At 69.0% G+C, this 18,223-nt stretch carries 21 protein-coding genes; 6 read left to right on the forward strand and 15 right to left on the reverse strand.

The genetic code is table 11. From position 1 onward, the window contains the following. Positions 1 to 3: 3 nt before the first annotated feature. Genes WDLP6_RS15670 through WDLP6_RS15680 form a run of 3 tightly spaced genes read left to right on the forward strand, consistent with a single transcriptional unit; the run spans position 4 to position 1,917 of the window. Positions 4 to 987 carry a transglutaminase family protein gene (locus WDLP6_RS15670; RefSeq protein ID WP_162593084.1) on the forward strand — a complete coding sequence of 328 codons (984 nt, stop codon included), beginning with the start codon at positions 4 to 6 and terminating at the stop codon, positions 985 to 987. Then, positions 984 to 1,439, forward strand: a complete 456-nt coding sequence (locus WDLP6_RS15675; protein ID WP_162593085.1) for a RidA family protein — start codon at positions 984 to 986, stop codon at positions 1,437 to 1,439. Before WDLP6_RS15670 ends, WDLP6_RS15675 begins: the two co-directional genes overlap by 4 nt. Before the next feature lie 25 nt (positions 1,440 to 1,464). Continuing rightward, on the forward strand, positions 1,465 to 1,917 hold the full coding sequence (locus tag WDLP6_RS15680) for an Lrp/AsnC family transcriptional regulator (protein WP_162593086.1): 453 nt from the start codon (positions 1,465 to 1,467) through the stop codon (positions 1,915 to 1,917). 35 nt (positions 1,918 to 1,952) lie between these two features. Here WDLP6_RS15680 and WDLP6_RS15685 read toward each other — a convergent pair whose 3' ends face one another. Beyond that, on the reverse strand, positions 1,953 to 2,366 hold the full coding sequence (locus tag WDLP6_RS15685; RefSeq protein WP_162593087.1) for a VOC family protein: 414 nt from the start codon (positions 2,364 to 2,366) through the stop codon (positions 1,953 to 1,955). Positions 2,367 to 2,478: 112 nt separating this feature from the next. After that, the gene (locus tag WDLP6_RS15690) at positions 2,479 to 3,090 is read right to left on the reverse strand and encodes a LysE family translocator (protein WP_162568052.1); all 612 of its coding nucleotides are present in this window, start codon (positions 3,088 to 3,090) and stop codon (positions 2,479 to 2,481) included. 72 nt (positions 3,091 to 3,162) lie between these two features. Between WDLP6_RS15690 and WDLP6_RS15695 the strand changes: the two genes are divergently transcribed. Continuing rightward, positions 3,163 to 4,464: a UDP-N-acetylglucosamine 1-carboxyvinyltransferase gene (locus WDLP6_RS15695; RefSeq protein ID WP_162593088.1), complete on the forward strand. Its 1,302-nt coding sequence runs from the start codon at positions 3,163 to 3,165 to the stop codon at positions 4,462 to 4,464. Between the two features lie 40 nt (positions 4,465 to 4,504). On the opposite strand, the gene WDLP6_RS15700 is transcribed toward WDLP6_RS15695, so the two are convergent. From WDLP6_RS15700 to WDLP6_RS15720, 5 genes are all read right to left on the reverse strand, one after another. Next, a complete protein-coding gene (locus WDLP6_RS15700) occupies positions 4,505 to 5,017 on the reverse strand; it encodes a HugZ family pyridoxamine 5'-phosphate oxidase (protein ID WP_162593089.1) in 513 nt (170 codons plus the stop codon). Further along, positions 5,014 to 5,217, reverse strand: a complete 204-nt coding sequence (locus tag WDLP6_RS15705) for a hypothetical protein (protein WP_162593090.1) — start codon at positions 5,215 to 5,217, stop codon at positions 5,014 to 5,016. The genes WDLP6_RS15700 and WDLP6_RS15705 overlap by 4 nt, the downstream gene beginning before the upstream one ends. A gap of 120 nt (positions 5,218 to 5,337) precedes the next feature. Continuing rightward, positions 5,338 to 5,937, reverse strand: coding sequence for a GNAT family N-acetyltransferase (locus tag WDLP6_RS15710; protein ID WP_162593091.1), 600 nt, complete (start codon positions 5,935 to 5,937; stop codon positions 5,338 to 5,340). Positions 5,938 to 6,036: 99 nt separating this feature from the next. Next, the gene (amaB, locus tag WDLP6_RS15715) at positions 6,037 to 7,542 is read right to left on the reverse strand and encodes an L-piperidine-6-carboxylate dehydrogenase (RefSeq protein ID WP_162593092.1); all 1,506 of its coding nucleotides are present in this window, start codon (positions 7,540 to 7,542) and stop codon (positions 6,037 to 6,039) included. Beyond that, the gene (locus WDLP6_RS15720; protein WP_162593093.1) at positions 7,539 to 8,738 is read right to left on the reverse strand and encodes a saccharopine dehydrogenase family protein; all 1,200 of its coding nucleotides are present in this window, start codon (positions 8,736 to 8,738) and stop codon (positions 7,539 to 7,541) included. Before WDLP6_RS15720 ends, amaB begins: the two co-directional genes overlap by 4 nt. A 156-nt stretch (positions 8,739 to 8,894) precedes the next feature. Between WDLP6_RS15720 and WDLP6_RS15725 the strand changes: the two genes are divergently transcribed. Then, positions 8,895 to 9,722, forward strand: a complete 828-nt coding sequence (locus tag WDLP6_RS15725; protein WP_162593094.1) for an enoyl-CoA hydratase — start codon at positions 8,895 to 8,897, stop codon at positions 9,720 to 9,722. 15 nt (positions 9,723 to 9,737) lie between these two features. Here the strand turns inward: WDLP6_RS15725 and WDLP6_RS15730 are convergent, their stop codons facing one another. Genes WDLP6_RS15730 through WDLP6_RS15765 form a run of 8 tightly spaced genes read right to left on the reverse strand, consistent with a single transcriptional unit; the run spans position 9,738 to position 16,436 of the window. Further along, positions 9,738 to 10,781, reverse strand: coding sequence for a LacI family DNA-binding transcriptional regulator (locus tag WDLP6_RS15730; RefSeq protein ID WP_162593095.1), 1,044 nt, complete (start codon positions 10,779 to 10,781; stop codon positions 9,738 to 9,740). Next, positions 10,778 to 11,764, reverse strand: coding sequence for a 2-hydroxyacid dehydrogenase (locus WDLP6_RS15735; RefSeq protein ID WP_162593096.1), 987 nt, complete (start codon positions 11,762 to 11,764; stop codon positions 10,778 to 10,780). Before WDLP6_RS15735 ends, WDLP6_RS15730 begins: the two co-directional genes overlap by 4 nt. Next, positions 11,764 to 12,714, reverse strand: a complete 951-nt coding sequence (locus WDLP6_RS15740) for a sugar kinase (protein ID WP_162593097.1) — start codon at positions 12,712 to 12,714, stop codon at positions 11,764 to 11,766. The genes WDLP6_RS15735 and WDLP6_RS15740 overlap by 1 nt, the downstream gene beginning before the upstream one ends. Beyond that, the gene (locus WDLP6_RS15745) at positions 12,711 to 13,457 is read right to left on the reverse strand and encodes a sugar phosphate isomerase/epimerase family protein (RefSeq protein ID WP_162593098.1); all 747 of its coding nucleotides are present in this window, start codon (positions 13,455 to 13,457) and stop codon (positions 12,711 to 12,713) included. The genes WDLP6_RS15740 and WDLP6_RS15745 overlap by 4 nt, the downstream gene beginning before the upstream one ends. 1 nt (position 13,458) lies before the next feature. Continuing rightward, positions 13,459 to 14,238 carry an amino acid ABC transporter ATP-binding protein gene (locus WDLP6_RS15750; protein WP_162593099.1) on the reverse strand — a complete coding sequence of 260 codons (780 nt, stop codon included), beginning with the start codon at positions 14,236 to 14,238 and terminating at the stop codon, positions 13,459 to 13,461. A 13-nt stretch (positions 14,239 to 14,251) separates the two neighbouring features. Continuing rightward, positions 14,252 to 15,049 carry a transporter substrate-binding domain-containing protein gene (locus WDLP6_RS15755; protein ID WP_162593100.1) on the reverse strand — a complete coding sequence of 266 codons (798 nt, stop codon included), beginning with the start codon at positions 15,047 to 15,049 and terminating at the stop codon, positions 14,252 to 14,254. Between the two features lie 56 nt (positions 15,050 to 15,105). Then, on the reverse strand, positions 15,106 to 15,759 hold the full coding sequence (locus tag WDLP6_RS15760) for an amino acid ABC transporter permease (RefSeq protein WP_162593101.1): 654 nt from the start codon (positions 15,757 to 15,759) through the stop codon (positions 15,106 to 15,108). Positions 15,760 to 15,764: 5 nt separating this feature from the next. Then, complete coding sequence (locus WDLP6_RS15765) at positions 15,765 to 16,436, reverse strand: amino acid ABC transporter permease (protein ID WP_162568067.1); 672 nt, start codon at positions 16,434 to 16,436, stop codon at positions 15,765 to 15,767. A 78-nt stretch (positions 16,437 to 16,514) separates the two neighbouring features. Here WDLP6_RS15765 and WDLP6_RS15770 point away from each other — a divergent pair, with 78 nt between their 5' ends. Beyond that, positions 16,515 to 18,218 (forward strand): hypothetical protein, encoded by a 1,704-nt coding sequence (locus WDLP6_RS15770; RefSeq protein WP_162593102.1) that lies wholly within the window; start codon positions 16,515 to 16,517, stop codon positions 18,216 to 18,218. The last annotated feature ends 5 nt before the right edge of the window (positions 18,219 to 18,223 follow it).

Here is an 18,223-nt window from a genome sequence, read left to right on the forward strand (position 1 = left end):
CCCATGCTGCTCCACGTCACGCACGAAACCCGCTATGCCTATGCACCGCCGGTCGAGACGGCGCAGCACCTGGCGCACCTGAAGCCGATCGCCTGCGCTTCGCAGCGCCTGGTGAGCCACGCGCTCACGATCGAGCCTGCGCCCGCGCAACGCAGCGAGTCGCCCGATGTCTACGGCAATGCGCGCGCCTTCTTCGCACTCGATTCCACGCATGACGAACTGGTGGTCACCGCCGAGAGCGTGGTCGAGACCGCGGTGCCGCAGCTCTCGCCGGCGGCCGACCGCGCGCTGCCCTGGGAAGCGGTGCGCGAGCGTTTCCGCTATGCCAAGGGCGCAGCCTTCGACCCGGCCTGCGAATTCGTCTTTCCGTCGACCTACGTGCCGCGGCACGAGGACTTCGCGGCCTATGCGCGGCCCAGCTTCGTGCCCGGCCGGCCGCTGTTCGACGCGGCCATGGACCTGGCGCTGCGCATGCATCGCGACTTCGTCTACGACGCCGAGAGCACCGAGATCAACACGCCGGCCATCGAGGCGCTGGCGCAGCGCAAGGGCGTGTGCCAGGACTTCGCCCACATCATGATCGCGTGCCTGCGCACCATGGGATTGCCGGCGCGCTATGTCAGCGGCTATCTGCTGACACAGCCGCCGCCGGGCGAACCGCGCCTGGTCGGCGCCGACGCCTCGCATGCCTGGGTGTCGGTCTATCTGCCGGGCACCGAGGGGCCCGGCGACTGGAGCGGCTTCGATCCGACCAACGGCCGCCAGCCCGGCGCGGATTACGTCATGCTCGCCATCGGCCGCGACTACGCCGATGTCTCGCCGATGCGCGGCGTGCTGCACGGCGGCGCGCGGCATACGCTCGACGTGCGGGTCACCGTGCAGCCGCTCGAAGAGCTGCGCGAGGAAGCGGCACGGGCCGCGCAATCGCAATCGCAATCGCAATCGCAAAATCAAACCCCGAACCACCAGGACAAGGAACCCTCATGAGCATCTACGACAAACTCACCAGCCTCGGCATCACGCTGCCGCCCGTTGCCACGCCGGCCGCGGCCTATGTGCCCTTCGTGCAGACCGGCAACCTGGTCTTCCTCTCCGGCCACATCGCGAGGAAGGACGGCAAGCCCTGGGTCGGCCAGTTCGGCGCCGGCATCGAGACGGCCGAGGGCCGACAGGCCGCGCGCGCAATCGCGATCGACCTGCTCGGCACGCTGCATGCGGCCATCGGCGATCTGAACAAGGTCCGGCGCATCGTCAAGCTGATGAGCCTGGTCAACTCGACCGCGAGCTTCACCGAGCAGCACCTGGTCACCAACGGTGCGAGCGAACTGATGGCCGAGGTCTTCGGCGACAAGGGCGCGCACGCGCGCAGCGCCTTCGGTGTCGCGCAGATTCCGATGGGCGCTTGCGTCGAGATCGAGCTCATCGCCGAAATCGAATGACTCTCTGGGCATGCCGGAGCGCTGATTGGACGATACCGACCGCCACCTGCTGAGCCTGCTGCGGGCCAACGCGCGCGAGTCGGCGGCGCTGCTCGCGCGCAAGCTCGAGCTGGCGCGCACGACGGTGGTGGCACGCATCGCGCGCCTGGAGCGCGATGGCGTGATCGCCGGCTACGGCGTGCGGCTCGGGCAGCAGCTCGAGCAGGCCGCGGTGCGGGCCTACTGCGGCCTGAGCGTGGCGCCCAGGATGGGTGCCGGCGTCGTCCGCGCGCTCGAACGGCTGCCGGAGGTCGAGGAGGTCTCGGCCGTCAGCGGCCAGTACGACTACATGGTGCTCCTGCACTGCGAGACCAACGAGCAGCTCGACGCCCTGCTCGATCGCATCGGACTGATCGAGGGCATCCGAAAGACCCACACGTCGGTGGTGCTGAGCCGCAAGGTGGACCGCCGCAGCGCGGTCGCGCCGCCCGAACGCTGAGACAAGGCCGCGCACGTCTCGATCGAGGCGCCCGATCAGCCTTTGGGCATGCGGCCCATGTCCATGTGCAGCAGGTTCCAGCGATGCCCGTCGAGGTCGGCGAAGCCGCTGCCGTACATCCAGCCCTGCACCTCGGCGGGCTCGCCGAACACGGTGGCGCCTGCGGCCTTGGCCTTGCGCGTGAGGGTGTCGACTTCCTCGCGCGAATTCGCGCCGAGGGACAGCATGACCTCGGCCGCCTTCGCGGCATCGGAGACGCCGGCGCCCGCCATGGCCGCGAAGGCCGATTCGGGGAACAGATTGACGATCACGCCGGGGTCGCCGACCACCAGGCTCACCATGTGGCTCTGACCATGCCGGTCGTTGATGGCGAAGCCGAGGGCCTCGAAGAATGCGCGTGATCGGGCGAGGTCCCTGACGGGCAGGTTGAGCCAGAGATTCTGTGCCATGGGGATCCTTGAACGGAGGGTTTCGAATGCGGTGAACCCAACCTTAGCACGCAAAATGGACATCGTCCACATTGCATCGGATGTGCCCCGCTTTCAAGGGGCGCGCCACCGCTCAGGCGCGCAGCGGCAGCGCCAGTCCGATCGCCATGAACACGCCGCCGCAGGCCTGGTTAAAGCGCCGGCCCACGCGCCGCAACCAGGGGCTGATGCGATGCGCCATGCTGGCGATGAGCAGTTCGATCGCGATCTCGATGACGGCGAAGGTCCCGGCCATGATGACGAACTGGCCGAAGAGACTGCGCGCCGGGTCGATGAACTGCGGCAGGAAAGCCGTGAAGAAAAGCAGGCCTTTGGGATTGGTGAGCGCCGAGAGCGCGCCCTGCCGGAACAGCGAGAAGCCCGTGCGGGGCTGCGCCGAAGCCTCGACGTCGATGCCGATCGGCGGCGAGCGCCAGACCTGGATGCCGAGCCAGACGAGGTAGGCGCCGCCGACCCACTTCATCACGGTCAACCCCACCAGCGAGGCCTTGAGCAGCGCCCCGATGCCGAACATCGAAAGGGCCACGACCGCGATGAAGCCGAGCGCGCCGCCGAAGATGGTGTAGAGCGTCTTGCGCCGGCCGTGCAATGCGCCATGCGTCAGCGCCAGCAGGCCGTTGGGGCCGGGCGACAGCGAAAGCCCGAGGGCCGCCAGAAGGTAGATGAGCCAGGTTGCGAGGTTCATGGACATGCATGCTGCGGGGTGCGGGCGCGACGGTCAAGCGGGTTCGCGCCGGCCGCCGGGTACAGTGCGGGAATGTCGAATCTCATCGTGCACGGCGGCGCGCCGCTTCGCGGCCGCGTGACCCCTTCCGCCAACAAGAATGCCGTGCTACCGGTGCTGTGCGCGACGCTGCTGAGCTTCGAGCCGCTGCGCCTGCACGGCGTCCCCGACATCACCGACGTACGCAAGATCCTCGAGATCTTCCGCACCCTGGGCAGCGAGGTGCAGATGGACCACGCGACCGGCACGCTGGCACTGCATCACCGCGACACCGCCTTCGACGCCGCGCGCCACCGGCTGCCGGAGGAAATGCGCTCGTCCATCATGCTGGTGCCGCCGCTGCTCGCGCGCTTCGGCGTCGCGCGGCTGGAGGACAACGTCAAGGGCTGCACGCTGGGCGTGCGCGAGATCGATCCGCACGTCGATGTGTTTCGCCGCTTCGGCGGCGAGGTCGAGCGTGTCGATGGTTCCCTGCTGGTGCGCAGCGGCGGCCGGCTCAGGCCGACGGATCACTGGCTCGACTACGCCTCGGTCACCACCACCGAGAACTTCGTGCTGTGCGCCGCGGCCGCGGATGGCACATCGGTGCTGACCAACGCGGCGTCGGAGCCGCACGTGCAGGAGTTCTGCCGCTTCATGGCGATGATCGGCGTGCGCATCGAAGGCATCGGCACCTCGCGCCTGACCGTGCACGGCGGCCAGCCGCTGGGCGGCGGCGAGTTCCGGTTCGACGAGGACTTCCACGAGATCACGACCTTCCTGGCGCTCGGCGCGATCACCGGCGGCGACGTGAGCGTGCGCAACAGCGCGCCCGGGAACTTCCCGCTGATCGACCGCACCTTCGCCAAGTTCGGCGTGCGGATCGCGCACGAGGACGGCTGGTCGCGCGCCATCCGCAGCGGCCCGCTGAAGGTGCAGACGCCCTTCACCAGCAACGTGCTGACCAAGGTCGAGGCGGCGCCGTGGCCCTACTTTCCGGTCGACCTGCTGCCCATCTTCATCGCGCTGGGCGTGCGTGCGCAGGGCAACGCGATGTTCTGGAACAAGGTCTACGACGGCGCGCTGGGCTGGACGGGCGAGCTGTCGAAGTTCGGCGCCCACGTGTTCTCGTCCGATCCGCACCGGCTCATCACCTTCGGCGGCAATCCGCTGGTGCCGGCGGTGGTGGAGAGCCCCTACATCATCCGCGTCGCGATCGCGCTCTTCATGGTGGCGGCCAGCATCGAGGGGCGCTCCGAGATCCGCAATGCCACGCCGATCCGCCGCGCGCATCCCGGCTTCGTCGAGAACCTGCGCGGCCTCGGCGTGCAGGTGGAGTGGACGAGCGAGGAATGAGGTCAGCCGGCGGCTGCGCGCCCCGCCGCTTCGCCGCCTTTCACTTTCGGAGGACCGGGCCTGCGAGCGCGCGTTCGAGCTCGTCCGGGCCCACATCGCGCGCGGCGCCGAAGCCGGCGATGTGCCGGCCATGTGCCAGGCGGATGGCGACGAAACGGAAGTCGTCGAGCTGCGTCATCGGCTCGGCCTCGGGAAATCTTTCCAGGTAGGCGGCCCGGCATGCGTGCCACGCGGGGCTGTCGGGGACCGGCATCGTGGCCTCGCCCGCCAGGGTCACGCGCGGCAAGGCATGGACCGGCTCGCCGGCCACCCCGGGCTGCATGACGAGCAGCGACACGCCGGGCCGTCGCAGCAGATGACCAGTGTGGGCCGCCAGACCGCTGACATGGAGCGCCAGGCATCCCAACGAGGGCACCACCGCGAACGGCACCACCGCGAACGGCACCATCGACACGAAGGGTGCGCCATCGTCGTCGAGCGTCCCGAGTGCCGCGACGCGCTGCGAGTGCAGCAGCGCGCGCAAGGCGCCGGGCAATCCGCCTTCGGCGGTCAAGCGCTCGCCTTGCGCTCCGGGTAGCGCACCTGATACCCGTTGCGGTAGATGCCGACCACCAGGCCGTGCACGACATCCGCTGGCCGCGCGGTCACGAAAGAGTGGTCATCGGTCCGGTAGGCGACGATGGTGCAGGCCGAGCTCTTGCTCAGCGTGCGGGCCACGCCGTTGGCCTGGCTGGCTGTCGGATAGGTGTTCATTCTGGTTTCCAAGAATGCCATGGACTCAGGGCTTGACGAGCCGCAGCCCTGCACGCATGCGTCAGCCGCGTGAATTTTTCGTGACCTTCTGCACGTTCCATCGCGTGGCTGGCGAGGCGGCTATGTTCGCATCTTCTTCGTGAGGGCGGCTTTCACGCCGGGCCATTCGGCATCGATGATGCTGAAGCGCACCGAGTTGCGCTTGCGGCCGTCGGGCATGATGCGCTCGTTGCGAACGATGCCCTCCTGCTTCGCGCCGAGGCGCAGGATCGCCGCTCGCGACCGCTCGTTCAGCTCGTCGGTGGTGAACTGGACGCGCACCGAATCCAGGGCCTCGAAGGCGTGCGTCAGAAGCAGAAGCTTCGCCTCGGTGTTGACGCCCGTGCGCTGCATCGACGCGCTCAGCCAGGTGCTGCCGATTTCGAGTTTTCGATGCACGGCATCGATCTTCCAGAAGCGGGTGGAGCCGACGACCCGGCCGTTGCGCCGCAGGACGATGGCAAAAGGCATCACCGTGCCGGCCTCGCGCCCGGCCAATGCGGCGTCGATGTAGGCGTCGACGGTGTCGGGCCCGGGGACGACGGTCAGCTTCGAGTTCCACAACTCGCCGTCGGCCGCCGCCGCCAGCAGCGCCTGCCGGTCCTCGGCGCGAAGCGGCCGGAGCTCGACGGTGTCTCCGGTCAGGGTGGGTTGAATGCGTTGCGGGGATCGCTGGGACATGGGACTTCGGGGAACGGGCGAACAGCGAGAGATTGTCGGCCATCGACGCCTGGAACCTGCTCGACCTGAGCCCGCGCCATCCGATGCCGCAGAAGGTCGTCACTCGAAGCGGATCCCCTGCGCCAGCGGCAGCCGGCTCGAGAAGTTGAGGGTGTTGGTGCTGCGCCGCATGTACTGCTTCCAGGCGTCGGAGCCGCTCTCGCGATCGCCGCCGGTGTCCTTCTCGCCGCCGAAGGCGCCGCCGATCTCGGCACCGCTCGGACCGATGTTGACGTTGGCCATGCCGCAATCGGAACCCGCCGCCGAGAGAAAGCGCTCGACCTCGCGCAGGTCGTTCGAGAAGATGCACGACGACAGCCCCTGGGGCACGTCGTTGTGCAGCGCGATGGCCTCGTCGAAGGCGTCGTAGGCCAGCACGTAGAGCAGCGGCGCGAAGGTTTCGCGGCGCACCACCGCGGTCTGCGCCGGCATCTCGACGATCGCGGGCCGCACGTAGAACGCCTGCGCGAAGCGTTCGGCATGGACACGCTCCCCGCCGGTGACGACGCGGCCGCCCTGCGCCATGGCGTCTTCGAGCGCGCGCTGCATCGCCTCCCAGGCCGCCTGGTCGATCAGTGGTCCGACGAGCGTGCCGGGCTCCAGCGGATGGCCGATGCGCAGGCTGTCGTAGGCCGGCACCAGCTTCGACAGCAGCCGCTCCCTGACGGTGCGATGGACGATGAGCCGGCGCAGCGAGGTGCAGCGCTGGCCTGCGGTGCCGACCGCGCTGAACAGGATCGCGCGCAGCGCCAGGTCGAGGTCGGCTTCGGGCGTCACGATCATCGCGTTGTTGCCGCCGAGCTCGAGGATGCGGCGGCCGAAGCGCGCCGCGACCCGCGGACCGACCGCGCGTCCCATGCGCGTGGAGCCGGTTGCCGAGACCAGCGGAATGTCGGTGCTGTCGACCAGCGCCTCGGCCTGTGCGGCACCGCCGATCACGATCTGGGCCAGGCCCGCGGGCGCCCGCTCGCCGAAGCGCGCGATGGCCCGCTCCAGCGCCCTGAAAGTTGCCAGGCCCGACAGCGGCGCCTTCTCCGACGGCTTGAAGAGCACCGGATCGCCGCACACCAGCGCGAGGGCCGTGTTCCATGCGAACACCGCGCTCGGGAAATTGAAGGCCGTGATGACGGCGACGGGCCCGAGCGGGTGGTACTGCTCCATGATCCGGTGCCCGGGCCGTTCCGACACGATGGTCCGGCCGTAGAGCTGGCGCGACAGGCCGAGCGCGAAGTCGCAGATGTCCACGCCTTCCTGCACTTCACCGAGGCCCTCCTCGGCAATCTTGCCGACCTCGATCGAGACGACCCGGCCGATGTCGGCCTTGGCGCTGCGCAGTTCGTCGCCCCAGAGCCGGACCAGTTCGCCGCGCACCGGCGCCGGCACGTCGCGCCATCGCGCGAACGCGGACTTCGCGCGGGCGATCAGCGCCGGCATCCCGGCCAGCGGGGTCTCGTGCAGGCGCGCGAGTTCGGCACCGTCGATGGGCGAGCGCACGGGCAGCGTGCCGCCGGCCCGTTCCGCCGCGCCGATGCCGCAGCGTTCGAAGAGGGAGAGCGGATCGTTCATGGCTGTGGCTCCTTGCGGGTCCTGCGTCGCAGCGACGGCGGCCAGGTATGCGCGGGCGCCGGGCCGCGATGCAGCTCGGCCGGCCATGCTGCAGCCGCAGGCGTGTCGCCGAGTGCCGCATAGCAGCTGCCGACGCGGGTGGCCAGGAAGGCGTCCAGCGGCACCTGCTCCTGGCCGACGAAACCGCGCGCCGGCAGGTGGCCGTTGCGCAGCAGCTCGACCACGCCGACCACGCCCGCCGCCGTCGCCAGTTCGATCGCCGTGCGCTCGACGCCGCGCAAGCGGCCGCCGGCGATGCGGGCTACACGGCTCTCCTGCTCGAAGCGGCCGGCGCGCAGCCCGCACGCCGATGCGAACACGATGACCCTGTCCTCGCGGCTGTGCGGCACCGCATGCTCCAGCACCTGCCGCAGCAGGTCGCGCCGTTCGACCAGGCGCAGGTCGTGCAGGAGAAAGTCCATCGCATCGCGGTGGCCCGGATAGCGGATCGTCTTGTAGTCGAGGTTGCGCACGCGGCCCGCCAGCGTCTCGCACAGCGTGCCCAGGCCGCCCGAGGTGTTGAAGGCTTCGAAGGTCTCGCCGTCGAGCACGAAACTCTCATGACCCTCCAGCGGCTGCACCGACACCTGCCGGCCCTGCACGATGGCCGCGCATGGATGGCAGTACTCGTTGATGACGCCGTCGATGCTCCAGGTGAAGTTGTAGCGCAGCCGCCCGGTCGCATGGCGCGACAGCGCGCCGACGCGCAGCCGCAGGTCGTGCAAGGTGTCGAAGCGGCCGGCCAGGTGGGCGCCCAGCATCCCGATCACGCCCGGCGCCAGCCCGCTCTGCGGCATCATCACACTGCGCGCGCCCTCGGCCAGAAGACGGATCGCGGCGGTGGCCGCCACGTCTTCCGTCAGATCGAAGTAATGCACGTTGCATGCGCGCGCCGCGGCGGCGACGCGCGCCGCAAGATGGAAAGGCAGCGCGTTGATCACCACGTCGTGGCCGGCCAGCGCCGCGGCCAGCGCCGCGTCGTCGCCGACGTCGAGAACGATGCGCTCGACCAGACGGTCGTCCGGCACCGGCACCGGATGCGCGCGATCGGCGAGCGTGACCGCAAGCCGGTGGTATTCCGCCACCATGTCGGCCACCGTGCTGCCCACCTTGCCGGCACCCAGCACGAGGACTTTGCGAAGGGGGATCGGGCTCATGACGAACTCCTGTTCAACCAGAAGGAACTGTAGGAGCGAGGGCTGGCAGCGGGAAGCCGCCATTGCGTCGCAAGGGCCGGCGATTCGGCCGTAACGACGGCGCGAACGATCGAATCGTCAGGACTTCGGTCCACAATGGACCGCATGGAGACACGTATGACGAAGATCCACGAGACTGCATCCGGCGAGAACCCCGGCGGGCCCTCCGACCCGCTGGTACGCACCGCGCGCGATGCGCGCGGCGTCGTCACGCTGACGCTCAACCGCCCGCGCACCTTCAATGCGCTGTCCGCCGCGATGCTGGACGCGCTGCAGGCCGAGCTGGATGCGATCGCGCACGACGATGCGGCGCGCGTGGTGATCCTGGCCGCCGAGGGCCGCGCCTTCTGCGCCGGCCACGACCTGAAGGAGATGCGCGCGCAACCTTCGCTCGATCACTACCAGGCCCTGTTCGCGCAATGCACGCGCGTGATGCTCGCGATCCAGCATCTGCCGGTGCCGGTGATCGCGCGCGTGCAGGGCATCGCCACCGCGGCCGGCTGCCAGCTGGTCGCGATGTGCGACCTGGCCGTCGCGGCATCGGACGCACGCTTCGCGGTCAGCGGCGTGACGCTCGGCCTCTTCTGTTCGACGCCCGGCGTCGCGCTGTCGCGCAACCTCTCGCGCAAGGCGGCGTTCGAGATGCTCGTGACGGGCGAGTTCATCGATGCCGCGCGCGCCATGGAACAAGGCTTGGTCAATCGCGTCGCCGAGCCCGCGCAGCTGGATGCCGAGGTCGAGCGCCTCGCGGCGAGCATCGTGGCCAAGCCGCGCGTCGCGGTGGCGATGGGCAAAGCGCTGTTCTACCGGCAGATCGAGAAGAACATCGCCGCCGCCTACGAGGACGCCGGCCGCACGATGGCCTGCAACATGATGGACGAGGCGGCGCTCGAAGGCGTGCAGGCCTTCATCGACAAGCGGCCACCGGACTGGGCCGCGCGCTGAGCTGCGTGCGCGGCGCTAGGCCGCAAGTGCGCGCGACGAGCCGCGAATCACCAGCTCACCCGGCAGCAGCAACTGACGCGGCGCCGTCTCCAGCCCCTTGAGCCGCTCGATCAGGCAGACCGCTGCGGTGCGGCCGATCGCATCGGTGGGCTGCGAGATGACGCTCAGGCCGGGCCCGATCAGCGATGTCCATTCGGGATCGTCGAAGCCGACGAAACCCAGCTCCTCGCCGAAGCGCCAGCCGAGCTTCGCCATCGCCGCCGCGACGCGCAGCGTGACGACCGCATTGCCGGCGATCACCGCCGCGCGCCGCCCGCGCTTCGCGCGCTGGCGCAAGGCGCGCAGCGCCGCTTCGAGCGCATCGGCGTCGCCTTCCGTGCTTTCGAATACCTGCCCGGCCACGCGCGGCGCGTCCGACGCATGCGCCTCCATGCAGCCGCCGAAGGCCGCGGTGCGTTCGCGCCGCGAGCTCACGCCCTTCTGCGGCTCGGTGATGTACAGCAGCTCGCACCATCCGCCTTCGACGAGGTGGCCGCAGGCGGTCTTCATCGCGGCCGCATTGTCGAGCGACACGAAATCGGTGTGCATGCCGGCATGGCGCCGATCCACCAGCACCGCGGGCCGGCCATGCAGCGCATCGGCATCGACCAGGCCGGCGCCGCGGCCCAGCGTGTTGAGGATGAAGCCGTCGACCTGGTAGCCCGCCAGCGCATCGATCGCCTCGCGCTCGCGGTCGATGTCGTTGCCGAGGTTGAACAGCATCACGAGGTAGCCCGCATCCTGGCAGGCCTTCTCGGCGCCGCGCAGCACCGCGACCGAATAGGGATTGGTGATGTCGGCGACGATGAGGCCGATCAGCCGCGAGCGGCCATGGCTCAGCGCCTGCGCCATCAGGCTCGGCGTGTAGGCGAGCTGGGTGACGGCGACTTCGACGCGCGCCGCGATGTCGGGGCTCAGCAGGCGCTCGCGGTGATTCAGGAATCGGGAAACGGTGGCCTTGGACACCCCTGCCGCTTTCGCGACATCCGCGATCGTTGCTCGTGGCGGCCTCGCCTTCACGCCGCAGCCGTATCGAAAACCGCTGCCGGCCGCTCGCCCGCCAGCGCCTGCAACAGGCAGGTGGTCGCCAGCTCGGCCATCGCGTGGCGCGTCTCGTGCGTGGCCGAGCCGATGTGGGGCAGCGGCGTCACGCGCGGGTGGGTGCGCAGCGGCGAGGCCTTGGGCAAGGGCTCGGTGGCGAACACGTCGAGCCCCGCGGCGCGCAGCGTGCCTTGGTCGAGCGCGGCGAGCAGCGCGTCTTCCTGCACGGTCGCGCCGCGCCCGCCGTTGATGAAGATCGCGCCCGGCTTCATCGCGCCGAACACGCGCGCATCGATCATGCCGCGCGTGCTGTCCGACAGCGGCAGCATCGCGACCACGATGTCGGCACGCGCCAGCAGATCGTCCAGCGGCGTATGGATGGCGCGGCCCTGCAGCTCGGGCGCCTGCGCCGCCAGGTCGACCGGATGGCGCGCGTGGTAAAGCACCGGCATGCCGAAGCCGAGCGCGGCGCGGCGCGCGATCGCCTGACCGATGCGGCCGAAGCCCAGCAGGCCGAGCGTCTTGCCGTGCACGTCGAAGCCGAACAGTTCGTCGCCGATGTTCTTGTCCCAGCGGCCTTCACGCACCAGGTTCGACAGCTCGACCACGCGGCGGCAGGTCGCCATCAGGATCGCGAACACCGTGTCGGCCACCGTCTCGTCGAGCACGCCGGGCGTGTGGCACAGCAGGATGCCGCGCGCATGCAGCTCGGACAGCGCGTAGTTGTCGACGCCGACCGAGACGCTGGCGATCGCCTCGAGCTTCGGCGCCCGGTCGAGCAGCGCGGCATCGACCGGATAGGCCGAACCGATCATGCCCTGGGCCGTGGGCAGCGCGGCCTCGAAGGCCTCGCGCTGCGCGGCGATGCGCGGATTGGCCACCGTGACCTCGTGCACCGCCTGCAGGCGCGCCAGCTGGTCATCGGGCAGTTCGCGGAACACCAGCACCTTCTTTTTTTGCATCACAAGTTCGCCTCATTGAGTTGGGCCCGCGTCGGCAGGCCTTCGGTATCGCCAAGCACCTGCACGGCGCGCGCGCCGATCCAGGCGCCGCGCCGCACCGCATCGGGCACCGGCCGGCCTTCGAGCAGCGCGCTGATCACGCCGGCCGCGAAGCCGTCGCCGGCGCCGACCGTGTCGATCACCTCTTTCACGGGGAAGCCGTCGACGCGCCCCGTGCCGGCCACGTCGCTGTCGTAGTAGGCGCCGTTGGCGCCGAGCTTGACCACCACCAGCTTCGCGCCGAGCGCGCGATAGAAATGCGCGATGCCTTCGGGCGTCGGCTCGCCAGTGAGGAACACGCCCTCTTCCATGCCCGGCAGCACCCAGTCGGCGCGCGCGGCGAGGCCGTTGATCTCCTGCCGCATGCGCTCGGGCGAGGACCAGAGCGTGGGCCGCAGGTTGGGATCGAAGGAGATCGTGCGGCCGGCCGCGCGCATCACCGCCATGCTGCGGATCGCGGCCTGCAGGCTGGTGTCGGAGATGGCCGGGAACACGCCGGTCGCATGCAGGTGCCGTGCCGAACGCAGCCAGGCCTCGTCGACATCGGCCGGGCCCATGTGGCTGGCGGCCGAACCCTTGCGGTGGTATTCGACCGGCGGATCGCTGCCGTCGGTCACGCGGCCCTTGAACTGGAAGCCCGTGCGCTGCGTCGCGTCGCTGACCACGTGCGAGCAGTCGATGCCCTCGGCCTGCATCGCGGCCAGCAGTGCGCGGCCCATCGAGTCGGTGCCGAGGCGGCTGGCCCAGCCGACCTGGAGCCCGAGGCGCGCCAGGCCGATGGCGACATTGGTCTCGGCGCCGGCGGTGCGCTTGTGGAAGGCGGTCGCGTTCTCGATCGGTCCGGGGCGGTCGGCCACCAGCAGCAGCATAGCTTCGCCGAACAGCGCGACGTCGAAGGCAGGCTTCGTCATGACACAGCGCGCAGCGCGCGGATGTGCGCGACCTGGTCGCGCGTGACGGCGAGCAGGTCGTCGCCGATCAGCGGGTATTCGATCGCATGCGGCACGTCGGCCGGCAATGCGCGCAGCACCGCGCGCCACGGCGCGACCGAGTCGGCCAGCGGCACCGCCACCCATTTCGCGGGCAGGCGCTGCACGCCCTTGCAATGCACGTAGCGCACGCGCGAGGCCAGTGCCGAGGCGGCCTGCAGCGGGCATTCGCCGAGCCAGTGCCAGTTGCCCATGTCGAAGGTCATGCCGAGGTCGAGCCCCGCGTGGTCGGCCGCCTTGAAGAAGGCCTGCAATGCAGGCAGCGAACCGGCCGACACGGTCTGGTCGTTCTCGATCACGAGCTCGATGCGGGTCTCGTCCAGCTGCGCCTTCAGGCCCGCCAGCGCGCCGTGCGAGGACACGCGGAAATCGCCGATCGCCGTCTTGAGCCGGCGCGCGCCGAGCGCGGTCGCGGCGGCGAGGCCGCGCGCGAGCGCGGCGCTGTCGAGCATGCCCCCTTCGGCCCACAGACCTTCGGGACTCGAATAGACCGAAGCCAGTCCGGCCAGCGCCGGCAGCTCCGACGACGGATCGCGCAGCAGCTCGCCGCGCACCTCGACGCCGTCGGCGCCGGCCGCCTTCGCGAGTTGCGCGCACCACAGCTGGCCGTGCCGGCCGACTTCGGCTGCGCCGTAGGACGAAAGCGAGATCAGTACCTGGAACACGTCAATGCGCTTGGTGAGAGGAGAGGATTTGCCCGAGGAACTGCTTGGTCTTCTCGTTCTTGGGATGAGCGAAGAACTCTTCCGGCGGCGCCTCTTCGACGATCCTTCCCTCGGCCATGAAGATCACGCGGTCGGCCACGCTGCGTGCGAAGCCCATCTCGTGCGTGACGCACAGCATCGTCATGCCGTCCTCGGCCAGGCCGATCATGGTGTCGAGCACTTCCTTGACCATCTCGGGATCGAGCGCCGAAGTGGGTTCGTCGAACAGCATGATCTTGGGCGTCATGCACAGCGCGCGCGCGATCGCCACGCGCTGCTGCTGGCCGCCCGACAGCTGGCTCGGGTACTTGGCGGCCTGCTCGGGAATGCGCACGCGCGTCAGGTACTTCATGGCGATCGCTTCGGCCTCGGCCTTGTTCAGGCCGCGCGAACGCATCGGCGCCAGCGTGCAGTTCTGCAGGATGGTGAGGTGCGGGAACAGGTTGAACTGCTGGAACACCATGCCGACCTCGGCGCGCACGGCGTCGATGTTCCTGCCGCCGGCCGTGAGCTCGATGCCGTCGACCACGATGCGGCCCTTCTGCACCGTCTCGAGCCGGTTGATGCAGCGGATCAGCGTCGACTTGCCCGAGCCGGACGGCCCGCAGATCACGATGCGTTCGCCGCTCTTCACCGACAGGTCGATGCCGGTCAGCACCTGGAAGGTGCCGTACCACTTGTTCACCGCCTCCATCCGGATGATGGTGTCGGCGCCCGCCTGGGTCGTGACTGCGTCCGTCATGGCTTCTCGCGTCCTACTGCAGCTTGGGCAGATCAGCGCCGAGCCACTTGTTGTAGAGCTTGTTGAGCTCGCCGTTGGCGGTGTTCTTCTGAACGAAGTCGTTCACGTTCTTGAGCAGGTCGTCCTGGCCCGGACGCATCGCGATCGCCATGGCCTGCTGCACCAGCGTGAACTTGTTTTCGAAGGTGTTGGCCGGCACGCGCTTGGCGATCTGCGCCGCCACGGTGACCGAGCAGCCGATCGCATCGACCTGACCCGACATCAGCGCCTGCATGGCCGAGGCGTCGTCGTCGAAGCGGCGGATCTCGGTGCCTTCGGGCGCGGCCTTGGTCACGGCCACGTCCTGCGTGCTGGCGCGGGCCACGCCGACGCGCACGCCCTTCAGGTCGGCCGCGCTCTTGATCGCGCTGCCCTTCTTGCCATAGAGAACGATGGTCGCGGCCGCATAGGGCGTCGAGAACTGCACCTGCTTGGCACGCTCGGGCGTGATGGCCAGCGAAGCCACCAGCAGGTCGACCTTGTTGGTCAGGAGGAAGGGAATGCGGTTCGGCCCGGTGACCGGCACGATGTTGGCCTTGACGCCCCAGTCCTTGGCCAGCAGCTTGGCGACGTCGGCGTCGTAGCCGTCGGGCTGGTTCTTGGCATCGGTGGTGCCGTAGGGCGGGAAGTCGACCAGCATGCCGATGGTGATCTCGCCTTTCTTCTTGATGTCGGCCACGCTCTGGGCCGAGGCGAAGGGTGCGAACGCCGTGAGCGCGGCGCCCAGGGCGATGGCTGCGAGGGCCGTGCGGCGGGCGATGGAATGGTTCATGTCGGAGTCTCCTTGATTTGAAGTCGGATGAGAAAAGAAAACGCAGTGCTCAGTGCTCAGCGCGCCAGGGCACGCGCGCGGCGACGCTCCATGTGCGCAGCCAGCAGCGACAGCGGCCAGCAGATCACGAAGTAGATCGCCGCCACCGTCGTGAAGACGTACAGCGGCTGGAAGGTCGCGTTGTTGATGATCTGCCCGGCGCGCGTGATCTCGGTGAAGCCGATGATGGCCGCCAGCGAAGTGCCCTTGATGATCTGCACCACGTAACCCACGGTCGGCGCGAGCGCGATCTTGAAGGCCTGCGGCAGCACCACGTCGCGCATGCGTGCGCTGTAGTTGAGGCTCAGCGCTTCCGCCGCTTCCCATTGGCCGCGCGGCACCGCCTCGATGCAGCCACGCCAGATCTCGCCGAGGAAGGCCGCGCTGTTGAGCACCAGCGCGACGCCGGCGGCAATCCACGGATTGATGTCGAAGCCGAGCACCGGCGCGCCGAAGAAGATCAGGAACAGTTGCAGCAGCAGCGGCGTGCCCTGGAAGATCTGGATGAAGCCGGTCGACAGCGTGCGCGCGGTCTTGCTGTCCGACGTGCGCGCCAGCGCGACCACGAGGCCCAGGATCGCACCGCCGACGAAGGCGATCAGCGACAGCGCCAGCGTCCACCTGGCCGCTTCGAGGATGAACAGGAATTCGGGAGTGCCGAAGGTACGCATGGTGTTCAGCGCCGGTCCGGATAGTTGAGCGTGCGCTGGTAGATCAGCTTGAACAGCGCCGAGAAGGCCAGCGCCAGCGCGAGGTAGATCGCGGCGACCACGATGTAGATCTCGAAGCTGCGGAAGGTCTGCGATTGCAGGTTGGCCGCGACCGAGGTGAGGTCATCGGCCGAGATCACCGACACCACGGCCGAGCTCAGCATCAGCAAAATGAACTGGCTGGTGAGCGCCGGATAGATGGCCTTCAGCGCCGGCTTGATGATGACGAAGCGGAAGATCTCCCACGGCTTGAGGTTGAGCGCCCTGCCCGCCTCGATCTGGCCCTTGGGGATCGACTCGATGCCGGCGCGGATGATCTCGGTCGCGTAGGCGCCGAGGTTCACCACCATCGCAGTCAGCGCCGCGGTGTAGGGCGACCAGCGCAAGCCGATGGCCGGCAGCGCGAAGAAAAAGAAGAACAGCTGCACCAGGAAGGGCGTGTTGCGGATGACCTCGATGTACGCATTGACGATGAAGCGCAGCCAGCCCGGCCCCGAGGTCTTGCCCCAGGCGCAGAAGATGGCGACCACCAGGCCCAGCAGCGTGGCGACGAGCGAGAGCTGGATGGTGATCCACGTGCCCTTGAGCAACAGCGGCCAGGCGGCGAAGACGGCTTCGAACTGGAATTGGTAGTGCACGGCGGCAAGTATATTGAAACCGGTTTCAGCGCCACACTAGGGATTCCCCTAGGCGCCTCGCCTGCCTAAACTGACGCGATGCTGATCACCGACACATCGGACGCCGCGACGAAGCTCGACAGCGCGAGCGCCACGCCGGTCGTGCGTCATCTGCGCCAGACCCTGCTGTGGCCGCTGCGGCTGATGCCGACCACGCAGCCGCGCCATGCGCATCGCGGCCCGTGGCAGGTGCTGCGCGAACTCGGCGATGCCTCGCCCTGGCGCGAGGAGATCGACGAATACAACGGCAGCAGCGATCATTTCCACGAACGGCACTACAACGAGTTCGTGAGCTTCCTGCCCTATGTGCAGCGCTTTCTCTATGGCGACGGCCGCCGCGGGCGCGAGGCCGGAACGGACATCGGCAGCGAATCGCCGATGCGCGTGTTCCGCCGCCACGATGTCGCCGCCGTGCGCGTGGTGCCGAAGCCCGGCGACGCGGCGGTCACGCTGCAGGTGGTGCATGTCGATCTGTACTTCTTCTTCGACGTCGACGTGGTGCTGCTCAACGTCGAGGTCGGCGCCGACGACCTCGGGCTGCCGCAGGCGCAGGAGCTGCTCTACCGCTTCGGCCGCGCCTACCCCGGCGGCTGGGACGCGCAGGGCCAGGCCTTGCATTGCATGAACAGCGTCGAATGGCTGGCCGCGGACGGCCGCGTGCTCGCGCGCTCCGATGCGCAGCAGCGCGAGGCCTTTCTCTCGCACGTGGCCGAGCACCGCGCGCCGCGCCTCGCGGCCCACTGGGCCTGGCTGATGCAGCCGCTGGTGAGCGACCATTCCGACGAGCCGGGCGCATTGCGTTTTCGCCAGCTCGAGTACTACCGCATGCCGGTGATGGCCTACCTCTCGCTCGACGATCCGCGGCGCCTGTCGCGCAGCGACTTCATCCGGCTCGCGATGGTCACGGGCGCCGCGGAGCCCGCGGTCGGCGGCGCCGGACCGCTGCCCTATGCCGAGGCGCAGGTGGCCGACTTCGAGCAGCGCTACTGCTACGACCGCTTCTGGGTCGATGCCGGCGCCGCGCCCAACACGCGCTACCTGTGCAACGGCCGCGCGCTGATCGTGGTCGGCGATGCGCGCTCCGAATTCTTCGGCTGCCGCGACCGCGGCGTGCTCGCGCAGTTCAGGCACCAGCACTTCCTGCTGTTCCTGATCGCGCATTTCCAGAAGGCGGCGCTGCTGATGTTCTCGGACCGGCTGGTGGAGGCGCTGCGCAATCTCGACGTGCACGACGTCGCGAGCGTCAAGCGCTTCAAGCGCGCGATCCGCATGAGCTTCGAGGGCTTCCTGCGCTTCACGCACCGCTACTGGTTCCACGAAATCTCGGAGCAGGCGCAGGTGCGCGCGCTGTTCCATCTGTGCACCACGCACCTGGGGCTCGATCCGCTGTACGACGAAGTCAAGGTGCGCATCGCCGACATGAACACGTACCTCGATGCCGACAGCCTGCGCCGCCAGGCCAACACGGTGGTGCGGCTCACGGTGGTGACGCTGTTCGGCCTGATCGGCACCATCACCACCGGCTTCCTCGGCATGAACCTGCTGGCCGAGGCCGATGCGCCGTGGTGGCGCAAGGCGGCCTGGCTGTTCGGCATCGGCATCTTCACGACCTGGCTCACGGTCTACACGATGATCAAGTCGAAGCGGCTGTCGGACTTCATCGATGCGCTGTCGGACGAGCGCCATACCTTTCGCACCAAGCTGGCGGTGCTGGCGCGGGTCTGGCGGGCGGGGGCGGATTAGGGGCC

Origin of the sequence: Variovorax sp. PBL-E5, assembly GCF_901827185.1 — a bacterium.
GTDB lineage: Bacteria > Pseudomonadota > Gammaproteobacteria > Burkholderiales > Burkholderiaceae_C > Variovorax.